15 protein-coding genes and 1 tRNA gene are annotated in these 13,548 nt (G+C 69.6%); 4 read left to right on the top strand and 12 right to left on the bottom strand.

Annotation, left to right across the window (positions count from 1 at the left end; all coding sequences use genetic code 11):
* The 3 genes from KIT53_RS07810 (at window position 1) to KIT53_RS07800 (ending at window position 2,937) form a co-directional block, all read left to right on the top strand.
* Window positions 1–1,080, top strand: a complete 1,080-nt coding sequence (locus tag KIT53_RS07810; RefSeq protein ID WP_297750149.1) for an XdhC family protein — start codon at window positions 1–3, stop codon at window positions 1,078–1,080.
* Window positions 1,077–1,715, top strand: coding sequence for a nucleotidyltransferase family protein (locus tag KIT53_RS07805; RefSeq protein ID WP_297750146.1), 639 nt, complete (start codon window positions 1,077–1,079; stop codon window positions 1,713–1,715). The genes KIT53_RS07810 and KIT53_RS07805 overlap by 4 nt, the downstream gene beginning before the upstream one ends.
* Window positions 1,716–1,812: 97 nt before the next feature.
* A complete protein-coding gene (locus KIT53_RS07800; protein WP_297750143.1) occupies window positions 1,813–2,937 on the top strand; it encodes a helix-turn-helix domain-containing protein in 1,125 nt (374 codons plus the stop codon).
* A gap of 24 nt (window positions 2,938–2,961) precedes the next feature.
* Here KIT53_RS07800 and KIT53_RS07795 read toward each other — a convergent pair whose 3' ends face one another.
* Window positions 2,962–3,210 (bottom strand): PsiF family protein, encoded by a 249-nt coding sequence (locus KIT53_RS07795; RefSeq protein ID WP_297750140.1) that lies wholly within the window; start codon window positions 3,208–3,210, stop codon window positions 2,962–2,964.
* Window positions 3,211–3,296: 86 nt separating this feature from the next.
* A complete protein-coding gene (locus KIT53_RS07790) occupies window positions 3,297–3,713 on the bottom strand; it encodes a DUF3597 domain-containing protein (RefSeq protein WP_297750136.1) in 417 nt (138 codons plus the stop codon).
* A 130-nt stretch (window positions 3,714–3,843) separates the two neighbouring features.
* On the opposite strand from KIT53_RS07790, the gene KIT53_RS07785 reads away from it, so the two are divergent.
* Window positions 3,844–4,965 (top strand): substrate-binding domain-containing protein, encoded by a 1,122-nt coding sequence (locus KIT53_RS07785; RefSeq protein ID WP_297750133.1) that lies wholly within the window; start codon window positions 3,844–3,846, stop codon window positions 4,963–4,965.
* Window positions 4,966–5,203: 238 nt separating this feature from the next.
* On the opposite strand, the gene KIT53_RS07780 is transcribed toward KIT53_RS07785, so the two are convergent.
* The 10 genes from KIT53_RS07780 to KIT53_RS07735 form a co-directional block, all read right to left on the bottom strand.
* Entirely contained in the window at window positions 5,204–5,782 is a 579-nt protein-coding gene (locus KIT53_RS07780) for a nitroreductase family protein (RefSeq protein WP_297750130.1), read from the bottom strand.
* A gap of 2 nt (window positions 5,783–5,784) precedes the next feature.
* Window positions 5,785–6,177, bottom strand: a complete 393-nt coding sequence (locus KIT53_RS07775) for a DsrE family protein (protein WP_297750127.1) — start codon at window positions 6,175–6,177, stop codon at window positions 5,785–5,787.
* A complete protein-coding gene (locus tag KIT53_RS07770; protein ID WP_297750124.1) occupies window positions 6,170–6,613 on the bottom strand; it encodes a glycine cleavage system protein H in 444 nt (147 codons plus the stop codon). The genes KIT53_RS07775 and KIT53_RS07770 overlap by 8 nt, the downstream gene beginning before the upstream one ends.
* Before the next feature lie 72 nt (window positions 6,614–6,685).
* Window positions 6,686–6,781: transfer RNA gene (locus tag KIT53_RS07765), tRNA-Sec, on the bottom strand.
* A 19-nt stretch (window positions 6,782–6,800) separates the two neighbouring features.
* Window positions 6,801–8,726: a selenocysteine-specific translation elongation factor gene (gene selB / locus KIT53_RS07760; RefSeq protein WP_297750121.1), complete on the bottom strand. Its 1,926-nt coding sequence runs from the start codon at window positions 8,724–8,726 to the stop codon at window positions 6,801–6,803.
* On the bottom strand, window positions 8,723–9,532 hold the full coding sequence (gene phnE, locus KIT53_RS07755) for a phosphonate ABC transporter, permease protein PhnE (RefSeq protein WP_297750119.1): 810 nt from the start codon (window positions 9,530–9,532) through the stop codon (window positions 8,723–8,725). Before phnE ends, selB begins: the two co-directional genes overlap by 4 nt.
* Before the next feature lie 11 nt (window positions 9,533–9,543).
* Window positions 9,544–10,374 carry an ABC transporter permease gene (locus KIT53_RS07750; protein ID WP_297750116.1) on the bottom strand — a complete coding sequence of 277 codons (831 nt, stop codon included), beginning with the start codon at window positions 10,372–10,374 and terminating at the stop codon, window positions 9,544–9,546.
* A gap of 9 nt (window positions 10,375–10,383) precedes the next feature.
* On the bottom strand, window positions 10,384–11,223 hold the full coding sequence (locus KIT53_RS07745; RefSeq protein ID WP_297750113.1) for an ATP-binding cassette domain-containing protein: 840 nt from the start codon (window positions 11,221–11,223) through the stop codon (window positions 10,384–10,386).
* The gene (locus KIT53_RS07740; RefSeq protein WP_297750109.1) at window positions 11,220–12,095 is read right to left on the bottom strand and encodes a putative selenate ABC transporter substrate-binding protein; all 876 of its coding nucleotides are present in this window, start codon (window positions 12,093–12,095) and stop codon (window positions 11,220–11,222) included. Before KIT53_RS07740 ends, KIT53_RS07745 begins: the two co-directional genes overlap by 4 nt.
* A 46-nt stretch (window positions 12,096–12,141) precedes the next feature.
* On the bottom strand, window positions 12,142–13,497 hold the full coding sequence (locus KIT53_RS07735) for an FAD/NAD(P)-binding oxidoreductase (RefSeq protein WP_297750107.1): 1,356 nt from the start codon (window positions 13,495–13,497) through the stop codon (window positions 12,142–12,144).
* Window positions 13,498–13,548 lie beyond the last annotated feature (51 nt).

Genomic DNA, 13,548 nt, shown 5'->3' with positions numbered 1-13,548 from the left:
ATGGAAAACCTCGACGTCACCGTCCTGCGCAGCCTGCAAGGCTGGCGTACCCAGGGCCGGCGGGCGTTGCTGGCCACGGTGGTGCGCACCTGGGGCTCGTCACCGCGCCCAGTCGGGTCCGTCATGGCGCTGTGCGAGAACGGTGCGGTGGTCGGCTCGGTCTCGGGCGGTTGCATCGAGGACGACCTGATCTACCGCTACAGCCGCGCGCACCAGCCGGCACCCGGAACATCCGCCACGCCTGGCATCACGCACGACATCCCGCAGGGACCCCCCGAACGGGTGAAATACGGGGTGAGTGCCGATGAGGCGCACCGCTTCGGCCTGCCCTGCGGCGGCACGCTGGAACTGGTGCTGGAGTTCAACCCCGACGCCGCCTCGCTGGCCGAGCTGGTGCAAAGCCTGTCAGAGGGCCACCTGGTGGAGCGGCGCACCGAGCTGGCCACGGGCCGTGTGGAACTGCGCGCCGCGGCCACGCCGGCCGCCCTGGCCGAAGACGGCCAGTGGTTGAGCAACACCTTCGGCCCCGAGTACCGCATGCTGCTGATCGGCGCGGGCCAGCTCACCGAATACCTGTCCACCATGGCGCTGTTCTGCGGCTTCGCGGTCACGGTCTGCGACCCGCGCGAGGAGTACCGCAGCGCCTGGGCCGTGCCCAACGTCACCTTGCTGACCGAGATGCCCGACGATGTGGTGCGAGCCTTCCACGTGGACCGACGCACCTGCGTGATCGCGCTCACGCACGATCCCAAGCTCGACGATCTCGCGCTGCTGGAGGCCCTGGAGACCGAAGCCTTCTACGTCGGCGCCATCGGCTCGCGGCGCAACAACGAAGCCCGCCACGCGCGCATGATCGAGCACTTTGACCAGACACCCCAAAGCCTGGCGCGTCTGCGCGGGCCGATCGGTATCTACATCGGCAGCAAGACCCCGGCCGAGATCGCCGTCAGCGTCATGGCCGAGGTGCTGGCGGTCAAGAACGCCGTGCCCTTGCCGCGCGACATGGCTGTGGCCCATGCCAAGAACACCCTCTCCGAGACCATGCCACCTTCGGCACCCACCTGTTTCAGCCCTTCGTGAAAACCGGTTTCATCATCCTTGCCGCAGGCGCCGGCCGTCGCATGGGCGGGGTAGCCAAGTGCCTGCTTGAACTCGATGGCCAAAGCCTGCTGGAACGGCTGCTGCGCCAGTTGCAGCCGCTGCGCGGCCCGGCACGGCACGACCTGGTGCTCGTGCTCGGCCACCACGCCAAGGACATACAGGCCCACGTGACCAGCCTGCCCGAGGACATCGCGCCGCTGAGCGTCATCAACCCGCGCCCGGAGGACGACACCGCCTCCTCGCTGCGCACCGGACTGCGCGCGCTGGCCAGCGACGTGGAGCGCATCGTGGTGCTGCTGGCCGACCAACCGCTCGTCAACCAGGACGACGTGCGCGCCGCCCTGCAGGCCTACGACTCCCGCGACCCGGGTGTGCGCGTGCAGGTCCCCATGGTCCATGGGCAGCCCGGCCACCCCGTGGTGTTCGACGCCCAGGTGCGCGACGACCTGCTGGGCCCCATGCAGCACACCCTGCGGCAATGGCGTGCCGCGCATCCCGCGGCGGTGCGGCTGTGGGTGGTGGACAACCCGCACTACACAAGGGATCTGGACACGCCGCAGGACCTGCACGTGCTGGCACGGGAAACGCGCTGGACCTGGCGTTGGCCTGGTTAGGGCCTGGCACCAGCGCCGAAACGCTGCTCTAATGTCGAGAGCCTCGGCCGGGTACGGCCAAGGCGCCAGCCCACGAAGCCCACCACAGCAGCCGATCGTGACGACACCCCAGTCCCCACCCACGGTTCCGCAGCAGCACCGCCTCGCACTGATCGAGCGGGCCCGGCGAACGCTGCTCAAAGACCACGCGCCTGCGACGCAGCCTCTGTTGGCGCCCTGGGTGGAGCGCTCCTGGCGCCGCTGCCTGGATCTCGGCTTCGAACCCCAACGCCACATCGCCTTCGACGCGGTCAGCGACCAGGCCATGACACGCGCCATCGAGGCCAGCCAGCCCCTGCTGCGCGCGGCCGCGCCGGTGATCCAGTCGCTTTCGCGTGCCATGGCGCACACGCGCTACTTCGCCATCCTGACCGACGCGCAAGGCGTGGTGATCGACGTCAACGGCCCGGTGGACCGGCACGACCCGCTGGCGGCCAACATCGCGCGCGTGGGCGTGGACCTCTCAGAGCGCGCCGTGGGCACCACCGCCATCGGCACCACCCTGGCCGAACTGCAACCGGTCTGGCTGCACCGCGGTGAGCATTTCTACGACGACACCAGTGTCTACAGCTGCGCCGGCGCGCCCATCTGGGGGCCGGACGGGCGTTGTGTTGGCATGCTCGATCTCACGGGCGTCAACGTCGTGGAACAGCCTGCGCTCAAGCACCTCGTCACCCAGTCGGCGCGCAGCATCGAAAACGCACTCGCGCTCGGCCGGCCCCACCGCCTGCTGCTGTGCCTGAACTGGCCCGGCCGCGTACACGGCGACGACAGCGACGGACTGGTCTGCCTGGATGGTGAAGGACAGGTCACCGCGCTCAACAGGCCCGCCGCGGACATGCTGGGCATCGCCCCGGGCATGGCGCCCGACCATTGCGACGATCTCTTTGCCGTGCCCATGCAGACCTTCTTCGACGCCGCGCGCGCCCAGCGCGGCGCACTGGAAGTGCCTTTGTGGTCCGGCCTGCGCCTGAGTGTGCTCGCGCGCATGAACCGCACCAGCGAGCACAGCATGGCGGCCATTCACGGCCCCAGCCATGGCGTACCGCTCAAGGACGTGGAAACCGCCCTCATCCGCAAGGCGGTGGAAGATGCGCGTGGCAACGTCATGGAAGCCGCGCGCGCACTGGGCATCAGCCGCGCCACGGTCTACCGCAAGCTGGGTGCGCGCCAGCCGCGCTGAGCGACCGGCGAAACAGGCTCGCCGTCAGCCCACCGCGTCCTTGACGCACTTCTTGGTGAAGCTCGTGCGCGCGGCGCCATGCAGCTTCTTCTCGGTCGCGCTCGCATCGCAGGTTGCGGCGGCGTCCTTCTCGCACTTCTTCAGGAACGACGTCTTGGCAGCGCCGGCGAGCTTCTTCTCGGCCGAAGCGGCGTTGCAGGTGGGGCCATCGGCCAGCGCCGCGACGGGCAGCAGCACCGCCATGGCCAGGGAACACAGAACTGTCTTGCGCATGCGTTTCTCCAGAGGTGGACAAGCGCATTGGAGGTGATACCCCCACCCGTGTCAAGACCCGCCCCGGCCCGGCGGCCGGGCGCCCATCAGTCGAGCAGCTCCTTCGGGATGTTGCCGCCGTTGGCCGCGATGTGGGCCAGCACGTTCTTGTGCAGCCACATGTTCATCTGCGCCGAATCACCCATCAGTTCGTCAGGGCAATAGAGCTCCTTCGCCAGCTCCTTGCGTGCAGCCAGGCTGCTGTCGAGGTCGAGCAGCTTGAGCAGGTCCACGATGGAAGTGCGCCAGTTGAGTTTCTGCGGATTGGCCGCGGCTTTCTTTTCCATCAGGGCCATGACGTCGACCATGGTGATGGAGGCCACGGGTGCCGGCGCGGCGGCGGGGGGCGCAGCAGGCGGGGCGGCCACGGTTGCGGCTGGCGCGGGGGCGGCAGCGGGCGGCTGCGGCACGACCTTGGGGGAGCCCATGCCAAGCTTTTCGAGGATGTTGCTGAAGATTCCCATGGAAGACTCCTTGATGGTGTTGTGTTGTGGAACGATGAGGTGACATGGCGGGCATGTGCCGGCCCAGTATGCCCACAGATCGGCGATCAGGGCAAGCCCGGGCGAACCGTTTCATGCACACTCGAAGCCCATGCGCAAGATCGAGCTCTCCTACACCCACACCGCGGGTGCCCACCCCGACAGTGCACAAGGACCATTGCTGCGCAACCCCATGCAGGACCTGTTGCAGGCGTTGCATGCCAGTGGCTCCATCTCGGGTGCGGCGCGTGCGCTGGGCCTGTCCTACCGCCATGTCTGGGGCCAGCTCAAGGCTTGGGAAGGACCATTGGGCCAGCCGCTGGTTTTCTGGGAGCGTGGGCAGGCCGCGCGGCTTACGCCTTTCGGAGAGCGGCTGCTGCTGGCCGAACGCATGGCCCAGGCGCGGCTGGCCCCGCAGCTCGAACAGTTGCAGACCACGCTGGCGCGCGCGTACGAACAAGCCATTGACGAAGACGCGACACTTGGCAACCACCTCACACTGTGCGCCAGCCACGACCTCGCGTTGGGGGTGTTTCAGCAGCACTGCAGCCAACCCGTGCGCGGACGCAGTCCCGCACCGCCGTTGCACCTGGACATCCGCTACTGCGGCAGCACGGACGCGATCCGCAGCCTGAGCGAGGGGCGCTGCGATGTGGCGGGCTTTCACACCCAGTCCTTCGCCACCGCAGGCAGCCTGAGCGCACGCAGCCACCGGCCTCTGCTCAAGCCGGGGCTGCACAAGCTCATCGGTTTCGCGCAGCGTGTCCAGGGACTGCTGGTGGCGCCAGGCAACCCACTGGGCCTGCGCACCGTCGCCGACCTGGCACAGAAGCGGGCACGCTTCGTCAACCGCGGCATCGGCACCGGGACCCGTCTGCTGTTCGACGAACTGCTGGCCCAGGCCGGTGTGCAGCCCCAGGCCATCGACGGCCACTCGCGCGTGGAGCCCACGCACGCCGCCGTGGCCCTGAGCGTGGCCTGCGGCACGGCCGATGCGGGCCTGGGCACCGAATACGCGGCCAGCGCGCACGGACTGGACTTCGTGCCCCTGACCGAGGAACGCTACGTGCTCGCCTGCCTCAAGAGCACCCTGGAGCGCACACCCGCGCAGTACCTGGTGCGGCGCCTGCGCAGCCGCGCGTGGCAGGAACAGCTCAACGCCCTGCCCGGCTACGCGGCCGACCACTGCGGCGACATCACGGCCATGAAGCGCCTGCTGCCGTGGTGGGGGTGAGGGGGTCTGACCCCGCCTTGGGGCGGCCCGGCGGTGGGGTCTGTTGCCCCCACGCTCCACCGCTGCGCGGGTCGCTGCCCCCCGAGGGGGCTGACCCCGCCTTGGGGCGGCCCGGCGGCGGGGTCTGTGGCCCCCACGCTCCGCCGCTGCGCGGGTCGCTGCCCCCCGAGGGGGCTGACCCCGCCTTGGGGCGGCCCGGCGGCGGGGTCTGTGGCCCCCACGCTGCACTGGCCTGCGGTCACCAGTCGCGCAGCACCTCGTCCGGTCCGGGCTTCTGGAATTTTGGTGTGCCGATCTTGCGCGCGGTGCCCATCACCACCCAGCCCACCAGGCTTTCGCCGGGGCCGCAGAACGCGGCCACGATGGGTGCGGCGCGCACCTTGGCACCCGACAGCATCTTGCCGGCGTAGCCCAGCGCGTGGGCCGCGTTGAGGAAATTGGTGAGCGCGCCGCCCACGGTCATCCATTGTTCGTGCACGCTGGCCACGGGGTGGCCGGTGTCGATGCGCGCGATCACCGCCACCAGCAGCGGCGGTTCGAGCGCGCGGCGGCGGTCGAGCACGGCTTCGTCGGCGGTCTTTCCGGCCTGCACGGCGGCCTGCTCGAACAGGTCGGCCAGGCGTTCTCGCGCCGCGCCGCGGACGATTGCGAAGCGAAACGGCACCAGGCCCGCGTGGTCGGGAGCGCGCAAAGCGGCCTGTGCCATGCCTTGCAGGTCCTGCGGCGAGGGTGCGGGCTCGGCCAGGTGTTTGGCACCGACCGAGAAACGGCTGTTCAGGTTGGCCAGGATGGAGGAGCGCGCGTCGGCAGTGGACATCGTCAGAAAACCAGTGTGCGCCAGCGCAGATCTGACGCGCGGGCCATGAACTGCACCGCGCCACCATGGCCGCTGCACTCGGGGATCAGTCCGCGCGGATCGATGCCCTGCGCGTGCAGCGCATCGGTGCAGGCCAGCAGGCGCGCGCCATGCGACACCGCTTCCCGCATGGCATCGAGCACGGTCTTGTCGAACCGTTCGCTGGCCCGCAGGCCCTGGGCCACGCCCGGCACCAGCAGGTGCACGCTGCGGGCCGTGAAATAGATTTCCACCGGCACGTCCATGGCGGCAGCAGCAGCGGCATGGAAGAAAGGTGTGGCCAGCCGGTGCGGGGCCTCGGGTTCGGCCGCCCACAGCAGGATGGCAATGCCGCTGGCCTCGTGCGTGTCAGGCATGGTGTTCGATCTGGATGCGGTGCAGGCGCGCGTGTTCCGCCATGGCCGCGAACACGGCTTCGCCTTGGAGCAAGGCCGCGCGCTCGGCCTCCAGCGCCGAGGGTCGCAGGCGAGCGATCCAGCCCTCGCCATACGGGTCCTCGTGCACGCGCTCGGGCCGCTGCGCCAGCACCGGGTTGGCCTCGATCACCGTGCCCGACAGCGGCGCCTTCACCGACACGATGGACTTGGCCAGCTCCACCACCCCGATCGAGCGGCCCTGCTCCACCACCGTGCCCAGTGGCCGGGCGCGGCACATGTAGATTTCACCCGAGAGCTTGATGCCCAGGGCCGTGATGCCCACGGTCACGACGTCGGGCGCCTCCACCCGCGCCCACACCTGGTGCTCGACGTGGTAGAGCAAACCGGCAGGAAAGTCGGCCAAGAAGCGGTCCATGTTCAACAAGGGTTCGGCCAAGAGCGCACGGGTCGCATCCAGGAACACCGCGCAGAGGAGAGCGTCATCCAGTGGCGGAGGAGAATGGGAGTCGAACCCACCCGGCGACGCATGGCGCCACCCACCGGGTTTGAAGCCCGGCCGACCCACCAGGATCGTTTCCCCTCCGCAAAAACCGACTGGCCGATCATAGCGGTGCCTCCGCCCGCGCGTCGTCCAGGAAAAGCTGACTGTCGGCACGCAGCCAATGCGCATCGCCCACACGGCGCAACAGGCCGATGCGGTCGAAGTGCTCCAGTATCTGTATTGCGCGCTTGCGGCCCAGGCCGGTCGCGTCGCGGAACGCGGCGGCCGCCACCGCTCCGCCCTGCCCGGCAGCCACGGTGCGCGCGATGACGGCCAGCCGAGCCATGGTGGCCGGCGGGTAGTAGAGGTCCTTGACCACCTGGTAGAGCTCGCCGCGCTGCGACAGCCGAACGAGCGTGACACGCATCAGCGCTTCAGGCTCGCCACTGTCGCGCGCCAGGTCGCGCACCCACGCCCCCTCGAAGCCAGCCGCCAGCAACGGTGCGGCCACCTTCTGCGCCAGGCGTTCCTCGGTGGCCGACAGGCGCACGCCATGTTCGGGCAGGTGCACGAACGCACCACGCACCTGCACCCGCGCGGCCGCCTGCAGGCGCGCCAGCAAGGCGCGCCACAGCGGCTCGGACAGGCGCGGCAGAGCCAGGCGGCGCAGCCGCGCACTGTCCGGCCCCAGTTCCTCGGTGTGGCGCGCGTGGTAGTCGGCCAGCACCTGGACGACACGCGCCTCGGCCTGCTCGGTCTGCGCCGCGCCCAGCGCCACGTCCGCGTGCGCATCGCTGTGGCGCAGCGCGCCAGCGGGCAGTTCGTCCACCACCGCCTGGCCTTGCGCGGCCGCGAAGCGGCGCAGGTCCAGGCCTTGAGGCGCCACGGCGAGCAGCGCCGCCAGACGCGAGCGCGCGTCTGGCTGGCTCAGGGCATCGAGTTCGGCCAGGCGCTGCGGCGTGCGTCGGTAGCGCACCGGCGCGCACGGGTCCAGCACACGGCCACCGGCCAGCGTGCGCGAGGCCGATGCGTCGCGCAGCACCACACGGTCGCCATGCCACACGCCCAGCGGCTTGCGCAACACAAGTTGCACGCGCCCGCTCTGGCCGGGCTCCAGCGCCGGTGGGTCCAGCACCGCCACCGTGCCCAACACCGATGCCGAGCCCAGGTGCACGTGCACGCTCGCGCCGGAGCGCAGCGGCCGCGCCTCGCCTTGCCAGAGCGTCAACTGCACGTCCACGCGCTCGCTCGCCATGGCCATGGCCGGCAGGCACAGCCACTGGCCGCGCTCGATCTCTTGCCGCTCCACGCCCGCCAGTGCCACCGCGCAGCGCTGGCCGGCCTGCGCCGTGGCGACGGCGCGGTTCTGCGCGTGCAGGCTGCGCACACGCGCCCGCCGTTCGCCTGGCACGAGCTGGAGTTCGTCGCCCACCCGCACCTGGCCTGCGTGCACGGTCCCGGTGACCACGGTGCCCACGCCGTCGAGCGTGAACGCGCGGTCCACCGCGAGGCGGAAAGACTCGTTCAGGCGCGCATGCGCGCCGGTCTCTCGCGCGGCCTGGAACAGCACGTCCTTGAGGGCTTCGATACCTTCGCCGGTCTGGGCCGACACGGGCAGCACCGGCACCCCCGCCAGCGAGGTGCCTTCGAGCAGCGCGGCCACGTCATCGGCCACGGACCGCAGGCGCGCCGCATCCGCCCGGTCGCACTTGGTCAGGGCCACCACGCCCCGCCGCAGGCCCAGCAGGGACAGCACGGCCAGATGCTCGCGCGTCTGCGGCATCACACCGTCGTCGGCGGCGACGAGCAGCAGGGCGAAATCGATGCCGGTGGCACCGGCCAGCATGGTGTGGACCAGGCGCTCGTGGCCTGGCACATCGATGAAGCCGATGCGCTGGCCGTCCGGCGCATCGGTGAAGGCATAGCCCAGTTCGATGGACACGCCGCGCTGCTTTTCCTCCGGCAGGCGATCGGTGTCCACGCCGGTGAGCGCGCGCACCAGCGTGGTCTTTCCGTGGTCGATGTGGCCGGCCGTTCCGACGATCATGGGTTGAGTACCTTTCGCGCGACGGTGGACAGCAGGTCCACCAAGGCCACCAGCAGGATGGTGGCCAACAGAATGCCGCCAGTCTCGCGCATATGGAACAACCCCATGTGGTAGGACAGCATCTGGCCCAGGCCGCCGCCGCCCACGACGCCGAGCACCGCCGCCGCACGGATGTTGTTTTCCCAGCGGTAGAGCGTGTAGGACAGCAACTGCGGCAGTGCCAGCGGAAAGGTGGCATAGAGAAAGGCCCGGCCGCCGGGCACGCCCTGCACGCGCAACGCGAACGCCGGTCCATCGGGCGCGTTCTCGATCACTTCGGCAAAGAGACGCCCCAGGACACCGGTGGTGTGCAGCGCCAGCGCCAATGTGCCCGCGAGCGGTCCGAGCCCTGCCGAGATGAGCAGCAGCGCGGCCCACACCAGTTCAGGAATGGAGCGCAACACATTGAGCAACCAGCGCGTGGGCGCACGCCACAGCCCTGCGGTCTGGCCTGGCAGGCGGCTGGCCGGCAAGGCCAGCAGCAGACCGAACACGGCCGCCAGCAAAGTGCCTACGGCCGACATGGCCAGCGTCTCCAGTGTCGCGATGCCCAGCCGCGCCAGGAACGCGGGCTCCATGGCAGGCTGAGCCATCTCGCCCAGGAAGCGACCCATCTTCTGCGCGGCATCCACCGAGAACAGGCGCCCCCAGTCCACCCCGACCTCGACGAAGCTGGCGACCGCCAGCACCACCATGCCCAGGAGCAACAGCCGCACACCCCAGGCACGGGGCGGCTGGGGCGGCAGGGTCGGTTGTCTCGCGTTCATGGAGCGCCCCTTCAACCCAGGGCCTTGCGCAGTTGCGCGCTGACCGCATCGGCCAGCGCCACCAGCAGCACGAAAGCCACGAGGATGGTGGCCACCTCGCCGCCGTTGAACATCTTCATCGACGCGTCGAGCTGCTGACCCAGGCCGCCAGCGCCGACGAAGCCCAGCACCGCCGATGATCGGATCGCGCACTCCCAGCGGTACACGGTGTAGCTGGTGAGTTCGCGCGAATTGCCGGGCAGCAACGCATAGAGAAACGCCTGCAGGCGGCCGCTGCCGTTGCGCAGCAGCGAGCGTGTGGGATGCAGGTCGCCGCTCTCCAGGATCTCCCCGTACACCTTGCCCAGCATGCCTGCGTAGGTGAGTGCGATCGCCAGCACACCCGCGCTGGGTCCCAGGCCGACCACGCGCACGAACACCAGAGCCCACACCAGCTCCGGCACGCTGCGCAGCACCACCAGCAACAGGCGCACGGCCTGCCGCACCGCCCAGGCCAGAGGGTGCATGCGGCCCGAAAGCGAAGACACCGAGAGCGCCGCGCTCGACAGCAGCGTCAGTGGAACCGCCAGCAGCAGCGCCAGCACCATGGCCGCCGAAGCGATGGCAACGGTGCGCCAGGTTTCGCGCAGCACCATCGAGAGGAACTCGGCCGACATGGCCGGCGGCAGAAAGTCGCCGAGGAAACGCAGGGTGACACGCAGGTTGTCGGGCGCGAACAGCAGCCAGACCTTGAACTCCACCGCCACCAGCGCGGGCCCCAGCAGCGCGGCGGCGGCCAGGGTCCAGAACACACGGCCGCGCCAGGCCGGGTCGCGGTGGATGTTGATCGCGTGCGTGCCCATGCGGCGGACTCAACAGTGCATGGCGGGTGCGGCCGCCGTACCGGCCACAGGGGCCTCGGCCTGCGGCGCCAGCCCCTGCAGCTCGTGTTCGAAGCTGGCGTAGAGCTCGGCCAGCAGAGCCGGCGTCACCTGCTCCGCAGGCAGGTCGAACGCGAGCCTGCCATCGCGCAGACCCAGCACGCGCGGAAAGTTCGCCAGCGCCAGGTCCACCTGGTGCAGGGTGGCCAACAGGGTCACGCCCCGCTCCCGCGCCACTTGCGTGAGCGCGCGCAGCGCCAGGGTGGCGCGCGCCGGATCCAGGGCCGAGAGCGGTTCGTCGATCAGCCACAGCGCGGCCGGCGCGAGCAGCGCACGGGCCAGGCCCACGCGCTGGCGCTCGCCGCCGGAAAGCCTGTCCACCCGCTCCCACAGTTTGTCGCCCAGATCGAAGCGCTCCAGCGCCGCATGCGCCTGCGGCGCACCGCGCGGATGCACCAGCGAGGCCAGGCTGGCCCACAGCCCCATCTGCGGCAGCCGCGCCGCCAGCACCGAAGTCACCACGCGCTGGCGCGGAGGCAGCGGTGGCGTCTGCGGCGCCAGAAACAGCCGTGCGCGCAGGCGGCGCAGGTCCGCCGCGCCCAGTGTCCAGGGGTCTTGCCCATCCAGGCGCAGGCTGCCAGCCGAAGGTGGCAGGGCACAGCCCAGCGCATGCAACAGCGTGGTCTTGCCAGCCCCCGAGGGGCCGATCACCACCACCTGTTCGCCGGGCGCCACCCGCACGCTCAAGTCCGCCAGCGCGGGCGCGGCACCGTCGCGTGCGGCCGGATGCCTCACGCCCAGGCGATCGAGCTCGACCGCCAGACCACTCATTTGATCAGGCCCGCGCTGCGGCCCGCGGCCTCCAGCCCCTTGTAGTTTTCGGGTTTGGTGGGCACGTAGCGCGTGGCGCGCGCCAGCCCCAGGACCTCCTTGCCCTCGGGGTTGTCTGTGCTCAGCGCCAGCAGGGCCTTTGTCACCTTCTCGCGCTGCGCCGCTGGCATGTCCGCATGCACCGACCAGTTGTAGTTGAAGTACGGCGGCGTGGTGTAGAACACGTCCACCTTGCTCGTGTCGACTTTGTTCTCGCTCACGAACTTGCGCCAGACCGTGATGTCCAGCGCGGCGGCGTCCACACGGCCGCTGACCACCGAGGCGATGGTGGCGTCGTGCGCGCCGGAGAAGGCCACGCGCTTGAAGTCGCGCTCGGGCTCGATGCCCGCCTCCAGCAGGAAGCTGCGCGGCATGAGGTGGCCGGAGGTGCTGGAGGCCGAACCGAAGCTCACCTGCTTGCCCTTGAGGTCGGCCAGGGTTTTGATGCCCGAGTCCTTCTGCGTGATGAACACGGAGCGGAACTGTGTGTCTTCCTCGCGCTGCACCAGCGGCACCACCTTGTCGCCGGAGCGCAGCTTGGCCTGCACGAAGGTAAAGCCGCCGAACCAGACCAGGTCCACCTGCTTGTTCACCAGCGCCTCCACGGCTGCGGGGTAATCGCTGACGGGCACGAACTCCACCTTGGTGCCCAGGCTGCGCTCCAGGTACTTCACCATCGGGCCGAACTTGCGGATCTGCTCCGAGGCCGCCTCTTCCGGGATGGTGGTGACCTTGAAGCTGGCCTGCGCATGCGCGCCCGCACACAAAGACAAGGCCGCCACGGCGGTCAGCAGGCGCGCCCGACGGGCGACGCGGTGGAGGATGGAGTTCATGTGGTGGAGCCTTTCAGGTGAGGTTGCGGGGTGGGGAGGCGGTGAATCAGGAGAACATGTCGTCGAACTTCAGACCGGCCCAGCGGAAGTTCTCGCGCACCAGGTCCGCGCTGCGCTGGTTGATGTCGATCTGCGTCTGCTCGATCACGCCCTGGGCGTTGACCTTGTAGTCGAACTGCACGCTGATGGCCTCGCGCGGATCGCCGTTGACCATCATGTAGCAGAGGTTGTCGGGCAGCGTGGCCTTGGGGCTGCGGCCAGCCACGCGTTCGGCGATGTAGGCCGCGACGATGTGCCCATGCTGGTTGGCCACGTGGGCGCTCTTGGGGTAGAAGGCGAACTGCGGCGAGACGAAGCCCACGGCGTCGCCGATCACGTAGACGTTCGGGTCGTTCTTGAGGTTCAGCATCAGCGGGTCGACGTCGGCCCAGCCGGTGTACTTGCCCTGGGAGTTCAGGCCGATGGCGTCGGCCTTCCAGGCCAGGTCGCCGGCCTGGTGGGGCGCCATCAGCACGGCATGGTCGAACTTCATGTCGCCCGCATCGGTCTTGATTTCCTTCTTGAACGGGTCTATGGACTGCACGTGCGCATTGGGCACGTAGGTGATGTAGTCCTTGTAGAGCTCGGTGAAGGCGGCCCTGAAACCCGGGCCGATGGGGCGCACACCGTCCTTGTGGTCCAGGATGGTGACCCGGCCCTTGATCTTGTTGGCCTTGAAGTACCAAGCCACCATGCAGGCCCGTTCATAGGGCGAAGGCGGGCAGCGCTGCGGTGGCGGCGGCAGCGTCATCACCCAGTCACCGCCCTTGAAGCCGTGCAAGGCCTTCTTCAGGGCAAAGTGTTCGGCGTTGCTCACGTAGGCGGCCGGAAAGCGCGTGCGGGTGGCGTCCGCGATGGCGCGGTCGTTGCCGAACCAGGCTTCGTAGTTGTAGCGGATGCCGGGCGCGATCACCAGGTAGTCGTAGTCCAGCGCGCCCTGGCTGGTCACCACGCGCCGGGCGCCGCGGTCGATCTCCAGCACCTCGCACTGCACGAAGCGGTAGCCGTGCTGGGCCGACACGCGCAGGTAGTCGTGCGTGATGAAGCTGGTGTCCACCATGTCGACCAGCCACTTGTTGCTGATCGGGCAGGAGAAGAACACCGGGTTGCGCTCCAGCAGCACCACCTCGGCCGAGGGTGCAAGCTGGCGCAGGTACTTGGCCGTGGTGAGGCCGCCCCAGCCGCCGCCACACACCACCACGCGGGGTGCCTTGCCCTTGGGCATCAGCATCTGCGCGGGGCTGCCAATGAAGAACGGCTGCGCGGGGCGGGATGCGGCTGGCCCTGTGGAAGCGCAGCCGGCGAGCAGTGCACCGGCGGCACCGGCACCGGCTGCGAGGAAATGGCGGCGATCAAGGCTCATGGCGGGTCTCCTTCTTTGTGGTTGCGGGAAAAATCGGCGCGTCGTCACGGG

This window comes from Hydrogenophaga sp., from assembly GCF_026125785.1.
GTDB lineage: Bacteria > Pseudomonadota > Gammaproteobacteria > Burkholderiales > Burkholderiaceae_C > Hydrogenophaga.
The sequence above is the reverse complement of the archived record's forward strand: the minus strand, read 5'-3'. Positions and strand labels throughout refer to the sequence as shown.

Coding starts and splice junctions, on each gene's coding strand:
- KIT53_RS07810 (WP_297750149.1), top strand. CDS start 1: ATGGAAAACCTCGACGTCACCGTCCTGCGCAGCCTGCAAGGCTGGCGT.
- KIT53_RS07795 (WP_297750140.1), bottom strand. CDS start 3,210: ATGCGCAAGACAGTTCTGTGTTCCCTGGCCATGGCGGTGCTGCTGCCC.
- KIT53_RS07790 (WP_297750136.1), bottom strand. CDS start 3,713: ATGGGAATCTTCAGCAACATCCTCGAAAAGCTTGGCATGGGCTCCCCC.
- KIT53_RS07785 (WP_297750133.1), top strand. CDS start 3,844: ATGCGCAAGATCGAGCTCTCCTACACCCACACCGCGGGTGCCCACCCC.
- KIT53_RS07780 (WP_297750130.1), bottom strand. CDS start 5,782: ATGTCCACTGCCGACGCGCGCTCCTCCATCCTGGCCAACCTGAACAGC.
- KIT53_RS07775 (WP_297750127.1), bottom strand. CDS start 6,177: ATGCCTGACACGCACGAGGCCAGCGGCATTGCCATCCTGCTGTGGGCG.
- KIT53_RS07770 (WP_297750124.1), bottom strand. CDS start 6,613: ATGGACCGCTTCTTGGCCGACTTTCCTGCCGGTTTGCTCTACCACGTC.
- selB (WP_297750121.1), bottom strand. CDS start 8,726: ATGATCGTCGGAACGGCCGGCCACATCGACCACGGAAAGACCACGCTG.
- phnE (WP_297750119.1), bottom strand. CDS start 9,532: ATGAACGCGAGACAACCGACCCTGCCGCCCCAGCCGCCCCGTGCCTGG.
- KIT53_RS07750 (WP_297750116.1), bottom strand. CDS start 10,374: ATGGGCACGCACGCGATCAACATCCACCGCGACCCGGCCTGGCGCGGC.
- KIT53_RS07745 (WP_297750113.1), bottom strand. CDS start 11,223: ATGAGTGGTCTGGCGGTCGAGCTCGATCGCCTGGGCGTGAGGCATCCG.
- KIT53_RS07740 (WP_297750109.1), bottom strand. CDS start 12,095: ATGAACTCCATCCTCCACCGCGTCGCCCGTCGGGCGCGCCTGCTGACC.
- KIT53_RS07735 (WP_297750107.1), bottom strand. CDS start 13,497: ATGAGCCTTGATCGCCGCCATTTCCTCGCAGCCGGTGCCGGTGCCGCC.